Origin of the sequence: Fodinicurvata halophila, from assembly GCF_042651425.1 — a bacterium.
Taxonomy (GTDB): Bacteria; Pseudomonadota; Alphaproteobacteria; order Kiloniellales; family DSM-21159; genus Fodinicurvata; species Fodinicurvata halophila.
Genome location: NZ_JBHSCW010000003.1, coordinates 467,601 through 486,543, shown reverse-complemented (window position 1 = coordinate 486,543; position 18,943 = coordinate 467,601). Strand labels below are relative to the sequence as shown.

General features: G+C 61.8%; 17 protein-coding genes. 3 read left to right on the top strand and 14 right to left on the bottom strand.

Going from position 1 to position 18,943, the window contains the following annotated elements:
• Positions 1-102: 102 nt before the first annotated feature.
• The 10 genes from tatC to ACFOW6_RS07025 form a co-directional block, all read right to left on the bottom strand.
• Positions 103-900, bottom strand: a complete 798-nt coding sequence (tatC, locus tag ACFOW6_RS07070; protein WP_382421635.1) for a twin-arginine translocase subunit TatC — start codon at positions 898-900, stop codon at positions 103-105.
• A gap of 2 nt (positions 901-902) precedes the next feature.
• Complete coding sequence (gene tatB, locus ACFOW6_RS07065) at positions 903-1,730, bottom strand: Sec-independent protein translocase protein TatB (protein WP_382421634.1); 828 nt, start codon at positions 1,728-1,730, stop codon at positions 903-905.
• Positions 1,731-1,789: 59 nt separating this feature from the next.
• Positions 1,790-2,098: a twin-arginine translocase TatA/TatE family subunit gene (locus ACFOW6_RS07060; protein ID WP_382421633.1), complete on the bottom strand. Its 309-nt coding sequence runs from the start codon at positions 2,096-2,098 to the stop codon at positions 1,790-1,792.
• An 85-nt stretch (positions 2,099-2,183) separates the two neighbouring features.
• Positions 2,184-3,254 carry an ABC transporter ATP-binding protein gene (locus ACFOW6_RS07055; RefSeq protein ID WP_382421632.1) on the bottom strand — a complete coding sequence of 357 codons (1,071 nt, stop codon included), beginning with the start codon at positions 3,252-3,254 and terminating at the stop codon, positions 2,184-2,186.
• Between the two features lie 78 nt (positions 3,255-3,332).
• Entirely contained in the window at positions 3,333-4,073 is a 741-nt protein-coding gene (gene scpB, locus ACFOW6_RS07050; RefSeq protein WP_382421631.1) for an SMC-Scp complex subunit ScpB, read from the bottom strand.
• Between the two features lies 1 nt (position 4,074).
• Positions 4,075-4,887: a segregation and condensation protein A gene (locus ACFOW6_RS07045; protein ID WP_382421630.1), complete on the bottom strand. Its 813-nt coding sequence runs from the start codon at positions 4,885-4,887 to the stop codon at positions 4,075-4,077.
• Positions 4,884-5,912, bottom strand: a complete 1,029-nt coding sequence (gene nagZ / locus ACFOW6_RS07040) for a beta-N-acetylhexosaminidase (protein WP_382421629.1) — start codon at positions 5,910-5,912, stop codon at positions 4,884-4,886. The genes ACFOW6_RS07045 and nagZ overlap by 4 nt, the downstream gene beginning before the upstream one ends.
• The gene (locus ACFOW6_RS07035) at positions 5,909-6,874 is read right to left on the bottom strand and encodes an SPOR domain-containing protein (protein ID WP_382421628.1); all 966 of its coding nucleotides are present in this window, start codon (positions 6,872-6,874) and stop codon (positions 5,909-5,911) included. Before ACFOW6_RS07035 ends, nagZ begins: the two co-directional genes overlap by 4 nt.
• A complete protein-coding gene (argS, locus tag ACFOW6_RS07030; RefSeq protein ID WP_382421627.1) occupies positions 6,874-8,628 on the bottom strand; it encodes an arginine--tRNA ligase in 1,755 nt (584 codons plus the stop codon). Before argS ends, ACFOW6_RS07035 begins: the two co-directional genes overlap by 1 nt.
• 10 nt (positions 8,629-8,638) lie before the next feature.
• Entirely contained in the window at positions 8,639-9,802 is a 1,164-nt protein-coding gene (locus tag ACFOW6_RS07025; protein ID WP_382421626.1) for a deoxyguanosinetriphosphate triphosphohydrolase, read from the bottom strand.
• Positions 9,803-9,927: 125 nt separating this feature from the next.
• On the opposite strand from ACFOW6_RS07025, the gene erpA reads away from it, so the two are divergent.
• The 3 genes from erpA (at position 9,928) to ACFOW6_RS07010 (ending at position 11,948) form a co-directional block, all read left to right on the top strand.
• The gene (erpA, locus tag ACFOW6_RS07020; RefSeq protein ID WP_382421625.1) at positions 9,928-10,311 is read left to right on the top strand and encodes an iron-sulfur cluster insertion protein ErpA; all 384 of its coding nucleotides are present in this window, start codon (positions 9,928-9,930) and stop codon (positions 10,309-10,311) included.
• A gap of 97 nt (positions 10,312-10,408) precedes the next feature.
• Positions 10,409-11,188, top strand: a complete 780-nt coding sequence (locus tag ACFOW6_RS07015) for an exodeoxyribonuclease III (RefSeq protein WP_382421624.1) — start codon at positions 10,409-10,411, stop codon at positions 11,186-11,188.
• Between the two features lie 28 nt (positions 11,189-11,216).
• Positions 11,217-11,948, top strand: coding sequence for a rhomboid family intramembrane serine protease (locus ACFOW6_RS07010; RefSeq protein ID WP_382421623.1), 732 nt, complete (start codon positions 11,217-11,219; stop codon positions 11,946-11,948).
• 83 nt (positions 11,949-12,031) lie between these two features.
• On the opposite strand, the gene ilvD is transcribed toward ACFOW6_RS07010, so the two are convergent.
• From ilvD to ACFOW6_RS06990, 4 genes are all read right to left on the bottom strand, one after another.
• On the bottom strand, positions 12,032-13,768 hold the full coding sequence (gene ilvD, locus ACFOW6_RS07005; RefSeq protein ID WP_382421622.1) for a dihydroxy-acid dehydratase: 1,737 nt from the start codon (positions 13,766-13,768) through the stop codon (positions 12,032-12,034).
• A gap of 126 nt (positions 13,769-13,894) precedes the next feature.
• Positions 13,895-16,582, bottom strand: coding sequence for a valine--tRNA ligase (locus tag ACFOW6_RS07000; protein ID WP_382421621.1), 2,688 nt, complete (start codon positions 16,580-16,582; stop codon positions 13,895-13,897).
• A 72-nt stretch (positions 16,583-16,654) separates the two neighbouring features.
• A complete protein-coding gene (locus ACFOW6_RS06995) occupies positions 16,655-17,449 on the bottom strand; it encodes a DUF2497 domain-containing protein (RefSeq protein ID WP_382421620.1) in 795 nt (264 codons plus the stop codon).
• Positions 17,450-17,502: 53 nt separating this feature from the next.
• A complete protein-coding gene (locus ACFOW6_RS06990) occupies positions 17,503-18,942 on the bottom strand; it encodes a TolC family outer membrane protein (RefSeq protein ID WP_382421619.1) in 1,440 nt (479 codons plus the stop codon).
• Position 18,943 lies beyond the last annotated feature (1 nt).

Below are 18,943 nucleotides of genomic sequence, written 5' to 3'. Positions count from 1 at the left end.
GAGGTTGTCCTACCTACGGCTTATAGAGAACAGGCCTGACCTCGTCCATGACGCAGCTTGCTCACACTCCCTGCCCCGACGTTTCCAGATGCTGGTGCCGGCTTATAGCTCGTCTTCGATCTCCTGCTCACGCTGTGCCTTCTTGCGCTCAACCATGCGGGCCAGGATGATCGACACTTCATAGAGCAGCACGATCGGAATCGCGAGGCTGAGCTGGCTGAGCGGATCCGGCGGCGTAAAGATCGCAGCGACGATGAACACGCCGACGATTGCGTACTTGCGCTTGGCGGCCATGCCTTCCGATGTGGCAAGTCCTACCCGAGCCAGAAGCGTCATGAGCACCGGCAACTGAAAGCAAAGGCCGAAGGCAAACAGCAGTTTCATGGTGAGTGAGAGATATTCACCGACCTTGGCTTCCAGTTCGATCGGAACAGTGCCGTCACCGCCACTCGTCTCGAACTGCAGGAAGAATTCCCAGGCGAAGGGCAGGATCACATAGTAGACCAGCGCCGCACCGGTAAAGAAAAGCAAGGGGGAAGCCACGAGGAATGGCCCCAACGCCATCTTCTCGTTCTTGTAGAGCCCAGGCGCAATGAACAGCCACAACTGGGTTAAAAAAAGCGGACAGGTCAGGAAGGCCGCCGTGAAGAAGGAAACCTTCACATAGGTGAAGAAGACTTCCGTCAGATCGGTAAAGATCATGCGGGCGAGCCTGTCGTCCCCGCGCTGGAGCAGCAAATCGGCCAAGGGCTGCGCCAGGAAATTGTAAAGCTGCTCCGCAAAGAAAAAACAGATCACGAAAATGACGATAAGGCCCGCAGCCGAAAGCAGGAGGCGCTTACGCAGCTCGATCAAATGATCGAGCAAGGGCATCTTTTCTTCGTCCAGGGTCTCAGCCACGGTTATGCCTGTGAATCGGATTGTTTCTTGTTCGAGGCGGACTTGCCGCCAGATGCGGCTGACTTATTGGGCGCAGACTTGTTAGGGGAGCTCTTTCCAGCTGCAGATGACTTGTTGCTGCTCCCCGCCGATGCCTTGGCCGCCGTGGTCCTGCCCTGAGACGTCTTCGCCTGCTTTGTGGAATTTCCGGATTTCGCGGAACTCCCGGCCTTGGCAGAAAAGCTCCCGCTTGCCCCCTTGCTCTGAGTGGCTGTCTTGGCACTGCCCTTGGCGCCAGCGCCGCTCTTGGAATTGGCGCTGCTCTTGGACGGGGACTTGCTTCCGCTCGCCGCCGTCTTGTTTGTTGCAGTCTTGCTTGCTGCCGCCTTGCTTCCGGTTCCACCCTTGTTGGACGAAGTCTTCAGTTCCGGAGACGCTTCAGAGGATTCGGCCGGGCTTGCCGTCTCGGAAGTCTTGTCCTTTTCCTGGGCTGTTGCCGAGCTCTTTCCGCCCTGGGTTCCGGCATTGCCTGACTTGCCGCTTGTTGACTGGCGGGTTGTCTGGTCGACGTCACGCAGTTCCTTGCTCATCTCGCCATCAGGATCAATCGATTCCTGGACCATCCCTTTCAGCTTGCCCTTGCGGACGGACTCGACGGATTTCCTGGCTTCCTGCAGTTCGGAATCCCGTACGATCTCGTCCAGTCCTGACTGAAATTCGCGTCCCATGGCGCGCACCTTGCGCATCATGCGACCTAATCCCTGCAGCGCACGCGGAAGGTCTTTCGGGCCGAGTATGATCAGCGCCAGAAAGACGACAAGCGCCATTTCACTCCAGCCGAGATCGAGCATGGGGTCTGTCCTAGAATGCCGTAGCCGGCAATTGAGTCGCCCGGATTATCCTGCCGGACTTAGCCGTTGGCGGCTTTTTGTTTCTTCTCTTCGTCGACTTTCTCACTCTGAGCGGTCGAGGTTTCGTCCCTGTTCAGGGCCGGCTTCTCGCCATTCTCGTCTTCACTGTTCTCGTCGCTCTTATCCTCTTCCTTCATCCCGCGCTTGAACTGCGTGATGCCGCTGCCGAGATCCTTCATCAGCTTCGGGATCTTTCCGCCGCCACCGAACAGGATCAGCACGACAGCCAGCACGATCAGCCAGTGCCAGATGCTGAAAGAACCAGTAAAAGCAACCAATAGAATATCTTCACTCGGGATCACACCCATAAGGGGTCTCCTACTTACTGTCACTTATGCCTATGTCGGGCAAACTATCGCAAAAAGCTGTGCGCCCCGCAATGTATGTCCTGCATCAGATCGAATCAGAATCGGAAAAAACGAAGGTTTGATGGAAATCCAGGTCCAGACTGAAGGTTTCTCCTTCCGCCGGCAGGAAGCGACCGGGCACCCTGGCATGCAGATGCAATGCCTCCTTGCCATCATTGATCACCGAGAGGTGTATCAGGCTGCTGCGCCCCAGGAGTTTCGATGTCACGACCCTGGCAGGGCTGCGCCCGGAACCGGCATGAGCACCGGGCGGGATCAGCTTGATCGCTTCCGGGCGGATGAGAATCCGCGCCGTCTCGCCGTCCGCCAGCCCGTCCGCCTCCAGCTTGCCGAGAGCCGTTTCCACTCCGCCGTCACGGACGACCCCTGTCAACTGGTTGGTGTCGTTCAGGAATGAGGCCGCAAAGACTGAAGCCGGGCTGTAGTAGAGATCCACCGGCTTGTCCGTCTGAACCAGCTGGCCCTGGTTCATCAGGGCAATGCGGTCAGACATGAACATGGCTTCCTCCGGGTCATGCGTGACCATCAGTGTGGCTGCGCCCGATTTCTTGAGGATATGCAGGGTCTGATCCCGGACCTCGTTGCGCAAGCGCATGTCGAGGCCCGAAAAGGGTTCATCCAGCAGGACCACGGCCGGTTTGGGGGCCAAGGCGCGCGCCAGGGCAACGCGCTGCTGCTGCCCGCCCGACAGGGTGTGCGGATAAGCGTTCCGATAGGATTCCATGGAAACCTGTCGCAGAGCCTCCTCCACTCTTTCCATGCGCTTGTCACGCGCCAGCCCCTTCAGGCCGAAGGCCACGTTGTCGGCCACATTGAGATGCGGAAAGAGAGCAAAGTCCTGGAACACGAGCCCTACCTGACGATCTTCCGGCGACAGGTCGACCCGGCCGTCTGCAACGACCTCGCCGGCCATGATGATACGTCCCTGCTGCAGGCGCTCGAGACCGGCTGCCAGGCGCAGCATGGTTGTCTTTCCACAGCCGGAAGGGCCAAGAAGACAGACTAGCTCACCGCGGCTGACAGTCAGGCTGACACCGTCTACAGCCGTCAACTGTCCGAAACGGTGGCGTACGGAATCGAAGGCAAGGGCGTCCATCTTATGGAATCAGCGTCCGGTGGCAGAGATCATGCTGCACGTTAAGTGGATAAAACCCGGAAAACAATGCCTTGCAGATCAGTCCGAATCCTCGCTGTCCTGATCCTCCCAGGGCTTCACGGAATGACGGGACTCGCCGCTGTCATCGGACTCACCTTGGGCAAACTCGCTTTCGAGAAGCGTGCCGATCTCGCCTTCGTCGAGCTTGTCCTCTTCATTCTCGGACGCACGCGACTCTTCGCCGGGGCCCAACAGGCCGCGTTCTCCCAATGCCGTGATCGCCGGACGGGTGTCCAGCAGCCCCGCTGCCTTCAGTTCCTCCAAACCGGGCAGCAAGGACAGGCTCTCCAGGCCGAAATGATCCAGGAAGGCGTCCGTCGTGCCCCAGGTCAAAGGCCGGCCAGGACTGCGCCGACGTCCGCGGGGTCTGATCCATTCTGCTTCGAGCAGGGTGTCCAGAGTGCCCTTGGACAGGCTGACTCCGCGTATTTCTTCGATCTCTGCGCGGGTGACCGGTTGGTGGTAGGCGATGATCGCAAGGGTATCGACCGCGGCTTTCGACAGTTTCTTCTGCGTTGTCTTTTCCCGCCGGAGATAGGGCGCCATATCCGGTGCCGTACGGAAGGCCCAGGCCTGGTTTGTCTGCTCCAGCATAATCCCGCGATTGGCATAGTAGCCCTGCAGGGACCGCAGCAGATCCGGCACATCGGTCCCCTCCGGGAAATACGCGCTCAGCTGGCTCTCTGTAAGAGGTTCCGCCGATGCAAACAGCAGGGCCTCCAGCAGACGCAGATTCTGAAAACGCCGATCTTCGTCCATCTCAACTGTCTTCAACTGACTGTGCCACGTCCCGCGCGCGCAGATAGATCGGCCCGAAGACGCCGTCCTGGCGGATTTCCAGCTGTCCCGACTTGCAGAGCTCCAGGCTGGCCACGAAGGTGCTGGCCATTGCCGACCGCCGGGAAAGCCCGTCCTGCAGGTCGGCAGGCAGGAATGTCATGAGCGTATGCCATCCCGGCGTTCGCCCGAGAAGTCCGGACAGGCGCTTTACGGCATATTCCACCGAATAGAGATTGAGTGACAGTACCTTCAGGGACGAGGGCGCAGCCTCCTTCGCTCGCATATGGCCATAGGCCTGGAGCAGGTCATAGAGACTGACGTCGTAGACGACTCGGCGTTCGGGAGAGAGATCCTCCGGCATGCCACGCGGCCAGCGCTCCCGGGACAATTGCGGGCGCTCGAAGAGCTCCTCGCCTGCCGTCTGCATGGCTTCCAGGCGCTGCAACTGATAGCGCAGGGCAGCGGCCATTTCCGTTCCGCTGGGCTGTTCTTCGCTGTCTTCCGGCTCCGGCAGCAACAAGCGTGACTTCAGGTAAGCCAGCCAGGCCGCCATGACCAGATAGTCGGCCGCCAGTTCCAGGCGCAGCTGGCGGGCGGCCCGAATGAACTCAAGGTACTGTTCCGCCAGTGCCAGGATGGAAATGCGGGTCAGGTCGACTTTCTGCTCCCGCGAGAGCTGCAGCAAGACGTCAATGGGGCCTTCGAAGCCCTCGAGATCGAGGCGCAGCTTCTCTTCGTCTTCTGCAGTGCCCACGCGGGGCTTTTCATCCTCGGCAAAATCCGGACTGCTCAAGGAAGCAGACCTCCCAGTTCGTTCAAGGCCTCCTCGAAGGGTAACCCGTCCCCTCCCCGGGCCTGAAGACTTTTTTCGAGACGCTGAAAGGCCGCCTCGGACAGCGGGCCGGCAACAGCGGCCACCGCCTCCATCTCTGCGCGCTCTCCATTGCAGTGCAGGACCACGTCACAGCCCGCTGCAAGGGCCTTCTCGGTGCGGGATGCGAAGTCCCCTTTCAGGGCCTTCATGGAGATATCATCGGACAACAGCAGGCCGTCAAAGCCGATCTTGCCGCGAATGATGTCCTGCACGACCCGCAAGGAGGTCGTGGCCGGTTCTTCCTCGTCCACGGCTGTATAGACCACATGCGCCGTCATGGCCCACGGAGCGCCGGCCAGGCTCTGAAAGGGGAGAAAATCCGAAGTCTCGAGTTCGGCGAGCGAAGTCTCGACTCGCGGCAGGCTCTCATGGCTGTCGACCAGGGCACGGCCATGGCCGGGGATATGCTTGACAACCGGAATGACCGCTCCCGCCAGCAGCCCGTCACACACCGCCTGGCCCAGCTGCGCCACCTGCCGGGGATCCGCTCCGAAGGAGCGGTCCCCGATGATGTCGTGCGCGCCCGGAACCCGCAGATCGAGGCAGGGCAGACAGTTCACGTCAATGCCGAGCCCGGAAAGTTCCCCCGCGATGGTGTAGCCATGCAGCCAGGCCGCGCGGCAGGCCTTTTCCGGCGCATCGTTCCACAACCAGCCAAAGGGCTCTGCCGGAGGCAGCCTGCGCCATTGCGGGGGCTTGAGCCGTTGAACGCGACCGCCCTCCTGGTCGATCAGAACAGGGGCCGACTCGCGTCCGACCGTTTCACGCAGGGAATCCACCAGTTCGCGAACCTGGCTCGGCGATGCGGCATTCCGGGCAAAGAGAATGAAGCCCAGGGGATTGTGGCTGCGAAGGAAATCCCTTTCCCAGGCTGTCAGTTCCGTGCCCTCACAGCCGAAGATCGCCGCCAGCGGCGGCCGTTCCCCTGCCCTCTGCCTGTTCATTGCGGGCTTCTGACGAGGCAGGCCTGATCCCGGGCCTGCAGGTCCGAACACAGGGTGTCCGCAGCCGCCTCGTCTGAAAGCGGACCGGCCTGGATCCGGTAGTAGACACCCTGTTCGCCCAGGTCTGCGCGCTCGATGTTGAGTGAGAGCGGTCCCAGAAGCTCCTCGTGTTTGTTCTGCAGGCGCTGCCATTCCGCTTGTGCTGCTTCGTTGGACCGCACCGCCGCCAGCTGGATACGAAAGGCGTCAGCGACAGTCTGACTGCTGTCAGCCGTGTCCTGGGTGCCAGGGTCTCCCTGAGCAGCAGCCTCGGGGTCATCTCCGGCCGGCTCGGGCACGTCCGTTTCACCGGAAATCTCCGCTGTCTGCGAAGTGGCCGAATCTTCCATCTCGGCCGGCTGTTCTTCAGGCTGTGCCGTGTCCTGGGCTTCGGAGTCGGCAGGGTCCGTCTGATCTTCCTGTACAGGCGTTTCCTGGCTTTCCTGGGCGTCCTGGGACGTCTCGGATCCGGCAGTCTCCTCGGGCGCCTCGGTTTCTCCCGTGGCGTCGGCGGCGGTCGCGGCCACGTCCGACTCTTCGCTCCGTTCCACGGGCTCCTCGGGAGGAGGGAGCAGGCGTTCCACGCTCTCGTCCTCGTTCTCGCTGTTGCCGGGATTCAGGACCAGTGTGTCCTGGTAGGGCACTTCCATTCCCCCTGGATTTTCAGGGCGTTCCTTTTCCGCCCCTTCGGGCGCCTGCACGACGGGAATGGCCTCGGAGGCGCCGTCGCTGCGGCCCCAAGAATAGGCATACCAGACAATGCCGGCGAACAGCACCAGACCGCCGATCGCCAACAGGGCCGGAACAATCCGGCGGCCAGCGCCGCCTCCCCGTCCCGTCTGTTTCCTGGGGGTGCGCTGTTCGCCTTGCAGTTCGCCGGGATTGTCCTCCTCGTTCCAGGAAAAACGGGGGTCGTAGGTCATCAACGCATCTCCTCGACAGGGCGCACCCCGAAGATACTCAATCCGGAGGCAATGACCAGAGCAACCGCCCTGAGCAGGGCCAGCCGGGCACGGGTCAGATCCGGATCGGAGGGCAGGAGGAAGCGCAGCTCCTCGTTATCCTTGCCCTTGGTCCAGAGCCCGTGAAAATGCGCCGCCAGGTCGTCCAGGTAGAAGGCGATCCTGTGCGGCTCGTACGCCTGGGCCGATGCCTCCAGCAAGCGTGGCCAAGCCGCCAGCATCTTAATGACGGCCAGCTCGGCGGAGTCGGTCAAGCGATCCAGCGGAGCGTCCGACAATTGACTCAGATCCTGCCCGAGGGCGGGCAGTTCGTTGTCCGCGTGACGCAGGACCGAACAGATGCGCGCATGGGCATACTGGACATAGAAGACCGGATTGTCCTTGGACTCCTCCATGACCCTGGCCAGATCGAAATCAAGCGGTGCATCGTTCTTGCGGGTCAGCATGATGAAGCGCAGGACGTCCTTGCCCACTTCATCCACCACCTCGCGCAGCGTGACGAAGTTGCCGGACCGCTTGGACATCTTGATCTCCTGCCCCTCGCGGGTCAGCTTCACCAGCTGGCAAAGAATGATGTGCAGCGAGGTCTGATCGTCCGTGAGGGCTTTGACCGCGGCCTTCATTCGCTTGACGTAACCGCCGTGGTCCGCCCCCAGGACATCGATCAGGGTATCGTGGCCTCTTTGGGCCTTATCAAGATGATAGGCCATGTCGTTGGCAAAATAGGTCCAGGAACCATCGGACTTCAGGATCGGGCGGTCCACGTCATCCCCGAAGTCCGTTGCGCGAAACAGGGTTTGCGGGCGTGCTTCCCAGTCCTCGGGTTTCTTGCCCTTCGGCGGTTCGAGGACACCCGTGTAGAGCAGGTCCTTGGCCTTGAGGGTTTCCACCACGGCCTGGACCGCCCCGTCGTCGACCAGTTCCTTTTCCGAGCGAATCACGTCATGCTCGATGCCCACTGCCTTCAGGTCCTCGCGAATCAGCAGCATCAGGCGTTCGACCGCGAACGCGCGAACGGCGGGCAACCACTCGGCTTCCCCGGCCTCCATCCATGTACGCCCGTCCCTGTCCGCCAGCGCCTGTCCGACCTCACGGAGATATTCACCCGGGTACATACCTTCCGGGATCTGCCCGATGTCCTCGCCCAGGGCTTCGCGATAGCGCAGGTAGACGGAGCGCGCCAGGGTGTCGACCTGCCCTCCGGCATCGTTGACGTAATATTCCCGCGTTACCCGGTGTCCGGTTTTTTGCAACAGGGACGCCAGGGCATCTCCCACCACGGCGCCGCGCGCATGTCCGACGGTCAGCGGGCCCGTGGGATTGGCGGAGACGTATTCCACATTCACGCTCCGCTCCGCCCCGATGCGGGAATCCCCATAGGTCTCGCCCGCCTTCAGTATTTCCGAAAGCAGCTTTTGCCAGAAGGCGTCCCGCAGGCGCAGGTTGATGAAGCCGGGCCCGGCGATCTCGACGCTTTCCACCCCCTCCAGGTCACCTAGCCGGTTGGAAATGAGTTCGGCAACCTCGCGCGGCTTGCGCCCGGCCTGCTTTGCCAGAACCATGGCTGCATTGGTGGAAAGATCCCCATGCGCCGGATCGCGCGGCGGCTCCACCGTGACGCGCGTCAGATCCAGTCCGTCCGGCAGATCACCGGCTGTGTTCAGGTTATTGATCGAGGCACGCAGCTGCTCCTCGAACTGATTGAAGATATTCATCTTTTACAAATCAAAGTCGGATGTAGGGATTGAAGAGGGTCTCGTGCGATTCCAGCGCATAGCGGTCTGTCATGCCCGCCACATAGTCCGCGACAATCCGTGCCCTTTGGCCCGCTCCGGCAGACATGTCAAGCTTGCTTTGCCAGTCGTGAGGCAGGCAGTTGGGTTCTTCGAGATATACGTCGAAGAGCTGCTTCAGGACCCGACGCGCCTTCGAGGTGATGCGGTTGACCTGATAATGACGATACATCCGCTGGAAGAGGAAACCGCGCAGCACTTCGATGTCGTGACGCATTTCCTCGGAGAAGGCCACCACAGGCCGCGATAGCGCGCGGATTTCTCCGGCATTGCCCGGACAGGCCTGTTCAAGCCGCAACCGGGTTTCCTGAAGCAGGTCATTGACCATGGCATCGATCAAGCGCCGAATGACCTCGTGGATCAGCCGCCCTTGCTCGATCCCGGGATAGGTTCGGCGCACCCGGTGGAACAGCTTGCCCAGCAACGGCAGGTCCATGAGGTCCGAAACCGCGAAAAGCTGGGCTCTGAGACCATCGTCCAGGTCATGGTTTACATAGGCGATGTCGTCGGCCAGCGCCGCCACTTGCGCTTCCGCACTGGCATGGCTGTCCAGTTCCAGATCGAACTCCCGACAATAGAGCTTCATGCTCTCACGGGGCACGTGGACGGGTCCGTTGTGCTTGGCCACGCCTTCGAGGGTTTCCCAGGTCAGATTCAGCCCGTCGAAGGCGGCATATCGGGCTTCGAGCTGCGTCAGGATGCGAAAGGTCTGCTCATTGTGGTCAAAGCCGCCGTACGCCTCCATTGCCCCTTTCAGGGCATCCTCGCCAGCATGCCCGAACGGCGTATGGCCAAGGTCATGCGCCAGGGCGACGGCTTCGGCGAGATCCTCGTTCAACTGGAGCTGCCGACTGATCGAACGTGCGATCTGGGCCACTTCCAGGGAATGAGTCAGGCGCGTGCGATAGTAGTCGCCCTCGTGATAGACGAAGACCTGGGTTTTGTACTGCAGTTTCCGGAACGCCCCGGAGTGTATGATGCGATCCCTGTCTCTCTGGAAGACGGATCGGGTCAGGCTTTCATCCTCGGGCAGCTTTCGTCCGCGTGTCTCTTCGGGGAAGCACGCATAAGGCGCAAAGGATGAAGGTTTTCTCATGATGGGATGAACACTACGTAACAGAGATGGCACTGGCAATTGCGAGTTTAACGTTTGCCTCTCTTTAATCACAAAGGATTCTGGATTACATATTGAGTACTGAACCGAAGGACGGATGTGGAGTCATGACGGCTGTAACGGAATCGCCAGACACATTGAATGACGGGGCTGGGAATGAACAGGCTGTCCTCAGCCTGAGCGACAATGCGGCCCGGCGAATCAAGACCCTCGCGCAAGCCGAGGAAACGCCTGACATGATGCTGCGGGTCACCGTTTCCGGCGGAGGGTGCAGTGGTTTTCAGTATTCCTTCGCCTTCGACGACACCATCAATGACGATGACCAGGTGTTTGAAAAGGCTGGAGCCCGGGTCGTCGTGGATTCCATTTCCCTGGAGTTGCTCGGCGGCTCCGAAGTGGATTTCATCGAAGACCTGATTGGGTCCTACTTTTCTATCCGGAATCCCAATGCCTCCTCGTCCTGCGGCTGCGGCACAAGCTTTTCCATCTGAGCAAGCCGGCCACGCAGAGAACCGGACGCGTTCAGGCTGAACAAACCGGGCGCCGGTGCTATAGTCAGTCATCGGTTTCAAAGCGCGAAGGAGTCCCATGGTCAAGCTTGCAGCCTGGAACGTGAACTCCATCAAGGCCCGTCTGCCCAATGTCCTCGCCTGGCTGGACGAAGCCTCTCCCGATGTCGTGCTGCTCCAGGAACTGAAATGCCAGGACGACTCCTTTCCGCGGCTGGAGTTCGAGGAACGGGGGTACAACTGCCTCGTCAAGGGCCAGAAGAGCTATAACGGCGTGGCGATCCTCTCGAAGGACACGTTGGAGGACCCGCTCCAGGAATTGCCCGGAGACGATGGAAGCGACGAGCAGGCCCGCTACGTCGAGACAACGACGTTCGGGATCAGGGTTGCCTCCATTTACCTTCCCAACGGGAACCCTCTGAACAGCGAGAAGTTTTCCTACAAGCTGCGCTGGATGCAGCGCCTGTTTTCCCATTCCCGTACACTGCTCGCCAGCGAGCAGCCTGTTGTTCTGGGCGGCGATTACAATGTCATTCCGGAAGGCAGGGACTGTTACGACGTGGACGCCTGGAAGGACGATGCCCTGTTCCAGCCGGAAAGCCGTGCCGCGCTGAGGCGGGTCGTCTACGGCGGCTATACCGACGCCTATCGCGCCCTGCACCCGGACCAGACCCGAGCCTTCACCTACTGGGATTACCAGCGCGGGGCCTGGGATGCGGATCATGGTATCCGGATCGATCACCTGCTGCTCTCGCCCCAGGCTGCGGACCGTCTGGAAGACTGCGAGATAGACAAGGGCCCCCGAGGAGAATCGAAAGCCTCGGATCACACGCCGATCTGGTGCGAGATAGCCGCCTGAGCCGGCTTTCGGAAAGCAGGCACAGAGCATGGCCTTCCTGCCCCTCATGGACAACAATCCGCGGCGCTTCCTGCGCTACCCCTGGGTAACCTGGGGACTGATCGCGCTTTGTGTCTACATCTACTTCGAACAGACCGCCGGCGGCAGCCACCGCTATCTGTCGATCATACACGGGTTCGGATTCATCCCCGCCCTGCTGGGCGGCACCGCTTCCCTGTCGCCGGAACTGGAACAGCTTCCACCCTTCCTGACACTCATCAGTTACCAGTTCCTGCATGGCAGTTTCATGCACCTGCTGGGCAACATGTTGTTCCTCTTCGTGTTCGGGGACAACATCGAAGACTCCATGGGCCATCTTCGCTTCCTGATCTTCTACCTGCTCTGCGGGATCGCGGCCGGCCTGACCCACTTCCTGCTCAACAGCGGGGCAACGGTGCCCACCATCGGGGCCAGCGGCGCCGTCTCCGGAGTCCTGGGCGCTTATCTTCTGCTGCACCCACGCTCGAAGATCCTGGTGCCGATCATCATCATTCCCCTGTTCATTCCTGCCTGGATCCTGCTGATCGTATGGTTCGTCATGCAGGTCATGGGGGCCACTGGCGGCGAGGGCTATCAGGGTGTGGCCTGGTGGGCCCATATCGGCGGCTTCTTCGCGGGACTGCTGCTGGTCATCCCGTTTCGCCGCAACGCCGTCCCCCTGCTCGACGGGCGCCAGCCGCCGCAGGGTCTCCGTTTGCGCAAGGATTTCAGGCGCAAGTAGTCCCGTAGATCTCCGGCATGAAAAAGGCGGATGAGAGGTCCTTCTCCCATCCGCCTTTTCGAATTATGCTTTAAGTATATATCTTAAATATCTGCATAGCAATGCGTTTCCGACTTCGCACCCGGATGGGTCACGGCGCCCTTCTCGGCGGATCCGACGGTCTGGGCATACTTCCAGAGAACACCGGAGTTGTAATCTGTCCCGCGCGGCTGCCACTTCTTGCGGCGGGTATCCAGTTCCTCTTCGGACAGCTCGACGTCCAGCACGCCCTCCACGGCATCGATGACGATGATATCCCCGTCTTCCAGGAGGCCGATCGGGCCGCCGACCGCAGCTTCCGGACCCACATGACCGATGCAGAAGCCGCGCGTCGCACCCGAGAAACGGCCGTCCGTGATAAGCGCCACCTTGTCGCCCATGCCCTGGCCATAGATGGCGGCGGTGGTGGAGAGCATCTCGCGCATGCCCGGCCCGCCCTTGGGGCCTTCATAGCGGATGACGATGATATCACCCTCCTTGTAGTCGCGCCGCTGGACGGCCTCGAAAGCCTCCTCCTCGCTATCAAAGCAGCGGGCCGTGCCACGGAACTTCTGGTTTTTCATGCCGGCCACCTTCACGATGGCGCCTTCGGGAGCCAGAGTGCCGCGCAGGCCAACCACGCCGCCGGTCTTGGTAATCGGGTCGCTGACCGGCCGGATGATGTCCTGATCGGTCGGGAAGACGATATCCTCGAGGTTCTCCGCCATCGTCTTGCCGGTGACCGTCAGACAGTCCCCGTGCAGGTAGCCGCCTTCCAGCATGGCCTTCATCAGGACAGGCACCCCGCCGATCTCGAAGAGATCCTTGGCCACGTAACGCCCGCCCGGCTTCAGGTCGGCGATATAGGGTGTCTCCTTGAAGATGCGCGCCACCTCATGCAGGTCGAAGTCGATTCCCGCCTCGTGCGCCATGGCCGGCAGGTGCAGAGCCGCGTTGGTGGATCCGCCCGAGGCGGCGACGATGCGGGCCGCATTCTCCAGAGACTTGCGGGTGACGATGTCGCGCGGGCGGATGTTGTCCGCCAATAGGCGCATGACCGCCTCTCCGCTCGCCTCGGCATAGGCATCCCGGGTTTCATAGGGTGCCGGCGCCCCTGCGGATCCCGGCAGGGCCAACCCGATCGCCTCGGAGACACAGGCCATGGTGTTGGCGGTAAACTGCCCGCCGCAGGAACCCGCCGACGGACAGGCCACGCATTCCAGTTCGTGCAGGTCCTCATCGTTCATGTTGCCGGCCTGATGCGAGCCGACCGCCTCGAAGACGTCCTGGACCGTCACGTCCCGGCCCTTGTAGCGACCGGGCAGGATCGAGCCGCCGTACATGAAGACCCCCGGCACGTTCATGCGCAGCAGGGCCATCATCATGCCCGGCAGGGACTTGTCGCAGCCGGCCAGGCCGACGAGGGCGTCATAGCAGTGCCCGCGCATGGTCAGCTCCACGGAATCGGCAATGACATCGCGGCTGACCAGGGAGGACTTCATGCCCTGGTGCCCCATGGCAATCCCGTCGGTCACCGTGATCGTGGTGAATTCGCGCGGCGTACCGCCTTCCGTGTCGACACCCTTCTTCACGACCTGGGCCTGGCGCGACAGCGCGATGTTGCAGGGAGCGGCCTCGTTCCAGCAGGTAGCCACGCCGACAAAAGGCTGTTGCACCTGCTCTTCCGTCAATCCCATGGCGTAGTAATAGGAACGATGCGGCGCCTTTCCCGGCCCCACCGAAACATGACGGCTCGGCAGGCGGGATTTGTCGTATTTCTTCTTGGGGGAATCGAGGGGCATGGGATCAGTCTCCTGATGGCGTACAGAACTTATCTTGGACGGCTGTCCTTTATTGAGACACTAACGAAAGCTGGCGGTTAGCTCCACGGCCTTTTTGTACGACGCACAACAGTTGATCCACACGGCTTACAGGCCCGAGAGACGCTCCAGGCTGCCGGCCAGCTTGTCACGACTCTGGGCAATCTGATCGCGGCGCTGGCGCTGCTCCTCGATCACTGCAGCTGGCGCCTTCTCGAGGAATTGCTCGTTGGACAGCTTGCCGTCCAGCTTCTCGATTTCCCTGGAGAGCTTTTCCAGTTCCCGGTTGAGGCGCTGGCGCTCCTCGGCAATGTCGATGACGGTGCCGAGGGGAATGCCCATGGTCGCTTCCTGCATCACGAAGGTCGCGGCGTCAGCCGGCAATTCGCTGACAGAGGTGTCCAGTGACTCCACACGCCCCAGCCGCTTCAACAGTCCGGCATGACGCTCAAGGCGCTCATGCGTCTTATCGGAAGCTTCCTTGACGGCCAGTGATACGCGACTGCCAGGCGGCACATTCATCTCGCCGCGCAGGGTCCTGATTTCCGAGATCAGGGCAATCAGCCACTCCATCTCGTCCACTGCGGAGGGGGCGCGCAAATCCTGCCGGTCGTCGGGCAGCTGCGCGGTGATCAGCAGCCCGTCCCCACCGAAACGACTCCAGAGCTCTTCGGTGACAAACGGCGCAAAGGGATGCAGGAGCCGCAACAACGCATTCATGGTCCAGGCCATAGTGGCCCGCGTCTCCCCTGCACTTTCGGCATTGTCCAGCGCCGGCTTGGCGAACTCGATGTACCAGTCGCAGAAGCTGTGCCAGATGAAGTGATAGAGGCGCCCGGCCGCATCATCGATACGATAGTTTTCAAGCGCGGTGTCGATGTCGGCACGCAGCTCGCAGATCTCGCTGACGATCCAGCGATTGAGCGCCGTCGTGTTGGCGGAGGGGTCGTAGCCGTCCGGTAGAACCGCTTTGTTCATCAGGCAGAAGCGTGCAGCATTCCAGAGCTTCGTTATGAAATTGCGATAGCCTTCCACACGCGCGGGATCGAGCTTCACGTCGCGCCCCGGCACCGCCAGTGCGGCCAGGGTGAAGCGCAGCGAATCGCTGCCGTAATTATCGATCATTTCCAGGGGGTCGATGATGTTGCCCTTGGACTTGGACATCTTCTGCCCATGCTGGTCGCGAACCAGGGCGTGAATGTAGATGTCCCGGAAGGGTACATCGTGCATGAAGTGCTGACCCATCATCATCATGCGGGCGACCCAGAAGAAGATGATGTCGAAGCCGGTCACCAGCACATCCCCGGGATAATAGCGTGCAAGATCACGCTCGACCTCCGGCGAGTCGGACGGCCAGCCCAGGGTCGAGAAGGGCCAGAGCGCCGAGCTGAACCAGGTGTCCAGCACATCCTCGTCGGCCTGCAACTGCACCGGCTTGCCGTAATGCGCCTCAGCCGCGGCCCGCGCCGCTTCGACCGTTTCCTCCACGAAGATTTCGCCGTCCGGTCCGTACCAGGCCGGAATCTGATGCCCCCACCAGATCTGCCGCGAGATGCACCAGGGCTGGATATTGCGCATCCACTCGAAGAAGGTGTTCTCCCACTGCCTGGGCACGAAGCGCATGCGTCCGTCCTTAACGGCCTCCACACAGGGCGCCGCCAGGGTCTTGGCATCGCAGTACCACTGGTCCGTCAGCCAGGGCTCGATGGCCACCCCGGATCGGTCGCCGTGCGGCACGGTATGGCGATGCACCTCGACCTTCTCCAGCAGGCCTTCGGCCTCCAGGTCCGCGACCACGCGCTTGCGGGCCTCGTAGCGATCCAGGCCGCGATAGGCCTCTGGCACCCGATCGTTCAGGCAGGCGTCGCGATCGAGAATGTTGATCACCTCCAGGTCGTGCCGGCGCCCCACCTCGAAGTCGTTGAAGTCGTGCGCCGGGGTCATCTTGACCGCGCCGGTGCCGGTCTCCGGATCGGCATAGTCGTCGGCCACGATCGGCAGACGGCGGCCCACAAGCGGCAGGATGCAATGCTTGCCGACCAGGTCGTTGTAGCGTTCGTCCTCCGGATGCACGGCCACGCCGCTGTCGCCCAGCATCGTTTCCGGACGCGTGGTGGCCACGATCAGGTAGCGTCCCTCCTCACCCTCGACAGGATAGCGGAAGTGCCAGAGATGGCCGTCCACCTCTTCCTGCTGGACCTCGAGGTCAGAGATGGCGGTGTGCAGCTTGGGATCCCAGTTCACGAGCCGCTGGTCGCGATAGATCAGTCCCTCGCGGTGGAGCGAAACGAACACCTTGCGCACTGCTTCGGACAGGCCATCGTCCATTGTGAAGCGCTCGCGCGACCAGTCGGCAGAGGCTCCCAGGCGATTGAGCTGCTGGTTGATGGCCCCCCCGGACTGCGCCTTCCATTCCCAGACCTTTTCCAGGAACTTCTCGCGCCCCAGTTCGTGGCGTGAAATGCCTTCCTCCGCCAGGTTGCGCTCCACCACCATCTGGGTGGCGATGCCGGCATGATCGGAGCCCGGCTGCCAGAGCGCATCGCGTCCGACCATCCGGTGATAGCGGATCAGGATGTCCTGGATGGTGAAGGTCAGCGCATGTCCCATGTGCAGGCTGCCCGTCACATTGGGCGGCGGCATCATGATGACATAGGGCTTCCTGTCGGAATCCGGATTGCAGCGGAACGCACCGCTGTTGCGCCAGGCTTGGTACTGGCGCGCCTCGACCTCCGACGGCCTGTAGGTCTTCTCCAGTTCGTCGGGATTGAAAGAAGTTTCAGTTTGTTCAGCCATTTTTTCTTCTGGACACCAGGACCTGTGGAGGCCGACAGCCCCCGCGAGCAAAACCGCGAATCAACTTAGACGTCAGTCGTCCTCCGCACGGCGTACCATGCGACGGACCTCTTCACGTACGACACGCTCGACCAGAGGGGCAAGATTCTGGTCGAGCCATTCCTTCAGCAGCGGCTTCATCGCCTCGCGAACCAGGCCTTCCAGTGTCTTGTCGTTCTGGATCGGCAGGTCCTCGGCCGCGCGCGCCTGGCCGCGGACATCACGAGTGGCCTCGGACAGAACGGCTACTGTCGCCGCCGCCGTGGCACTGGAAACCAGTCCCTCGTCCTTGCTGCCGTCGTCCGTTTCCGACTGTGCGTCCTGGCGCGCCTCTTCCGTCATGGCATCCTCGGCTTGCTGGGCACTCTCCATGGCCGCCTCGTCTTCATCCTGCATGCGCTCACCAGCGGACGGCTCATCCGCCTGAGCGGGCATGTCCTCTTCCATCTTGGCGAGCTCTTCCGCAAAGCCTGTCTCCTGCAGCGCCTCGAAGGGATCGGGTGCCGTCTCGCCCGGTTCGGCAAAGCTCTCGTCAGCAGCACTCTGTTCGAAGGGGTCGGAGTCTGGTGGGAGGGTGGCCGCCTCTTCGCTATCCTCCTGTCCACCCGAATCGGCGGAGCCGGCCTGCTCCGCCTTGTCCGTCAGATCGAGGATATCCTCCTCACCGGACTCCGCTGACGCAAACTCGCTTTCCGCAGAACCCGGCGTCTTTCCGCCGTTCTGCCGTGCAGTGTCCTTCTGCTCCTTGTCGTCCTCGGAGATGATACGGCGAATGGACGCCAGTATTTCCTCCATGGACGGTTCGCTCTGGCCGTCCGGATTGCTCATGGCTGCTCTCCCACGCGTGTGTCACTTAAACACACTGAATGTATCGGATTAACTTATTCCGAAGGTACGCTCAACCCGAACCAGGAATCCCGCACGGCCTTGTAGTCTTCACGCGGATCGTAGTAATCGACATCAAGTCCCAAATCAGAGGCCGTCAGGCGCCCGATTGCCGAGAGCAAACGAAAGCTTGCCACGATGTCCTCGCGCCGGGCCCGCACCAGGCTGACCTGGGCATCCAACAGCTCCTGCTCCTGGTCCAGCACATCCAGGACAGTGCGTGCACCGACCGCATTCTCCTGCCTCACTCCCTCCAGGGCCACCTCGGCGGCCTCGACCTGGGACTGCAGTGATGTGATCTGGGCCTGTGACGAGGACCATTCCTCCCAGGCCGTCACGGTTTCCTGGCGAACATTGCGCCGGGACACCTCGCGTTCCATGCGGCGCTGGTTGTTCACCTGCTTGGCTTCACGCACCTGGCTGGAAACCAGTCCAGCCTGATAGATCGGGATGGTGACCTCCGCAACGATACTGGCCGATTCGGTTGCGGATCCGGCAAAGCTGGTTTCGCGTCCTGCCGACAGGCGCCCGCGCAACTGGATTTCCGGAAGCAGCTCGCCTTCGCGCACGCGCACCTGGCGCTCGGCGGCGCGCTCGTCGAATGCCGCGGCCTGGACAGAGGGGTTGTTTTCCTCGGCCTGGGAGATGGCCGCAGCCAGGGATTCAGGCAAGCCGTCGACGGCTTCGGGAGCGCTCAGGTCCTTTGCGGGCTCCCGTCCGATCACCTCACGGAAAACCGCGCGGCTGGACCGCAGTCGACCTTCCGCCGCAATACGCTCCGCCCGCGCCCCGGCCAGCCTGGACTCGGCCAGGGCCACATCCGTGCGGGTGATCTCGCCCACCTCGAAACGCTGCCGGGTGGCTTCCAGCTGGCGCTGCAGGCGTTGTTCGTTGTTCTCGTTCAGCCGAACTTCCGCCATGTCGCGCCAGACATCCATATAGGCCGTCACGGCATCCAGCAGGACCGTCTGTTCCGTGTTCTCCAGGCGGAAACGCTGGGCCTGGACCTCGTTCTCGGCGCGTTCAACGCCGGCAACAGTCCTGCCTCCGCGGTAGAGGGGCTGGACGATCTCGATCGCGCCCTGACGCGGCGTGGTGGTTTCCTGAACGCGCCCGCCGCTGCCGCCAACGCCCGAGGCGAATCCGCCCCCCTCGCTGAAGGAACGGTCCTTGCCAGCCGAGGTCGTGACCTGGACCGTGGGCCGCCAGCCGGAAAGAGCCTGCGGCACCTGTTCGTTCACCGCCCCCAACTCGGCGCGCGCGGCTTTCAGGCGAGGATTCGTTTCATAGGCCGTGCTCAAGGCCTCCAGCAACTGGAATTCCTCCGCCTGGAGGCCGGCGGGAAGGATCAGGCACAGGCTGCCGGCCAGGGCCAGCGCACGTACGGCCTTTCCGAGAAAAGACGGGCAGCAGGGGGACGGCAGATAGCCATTCATT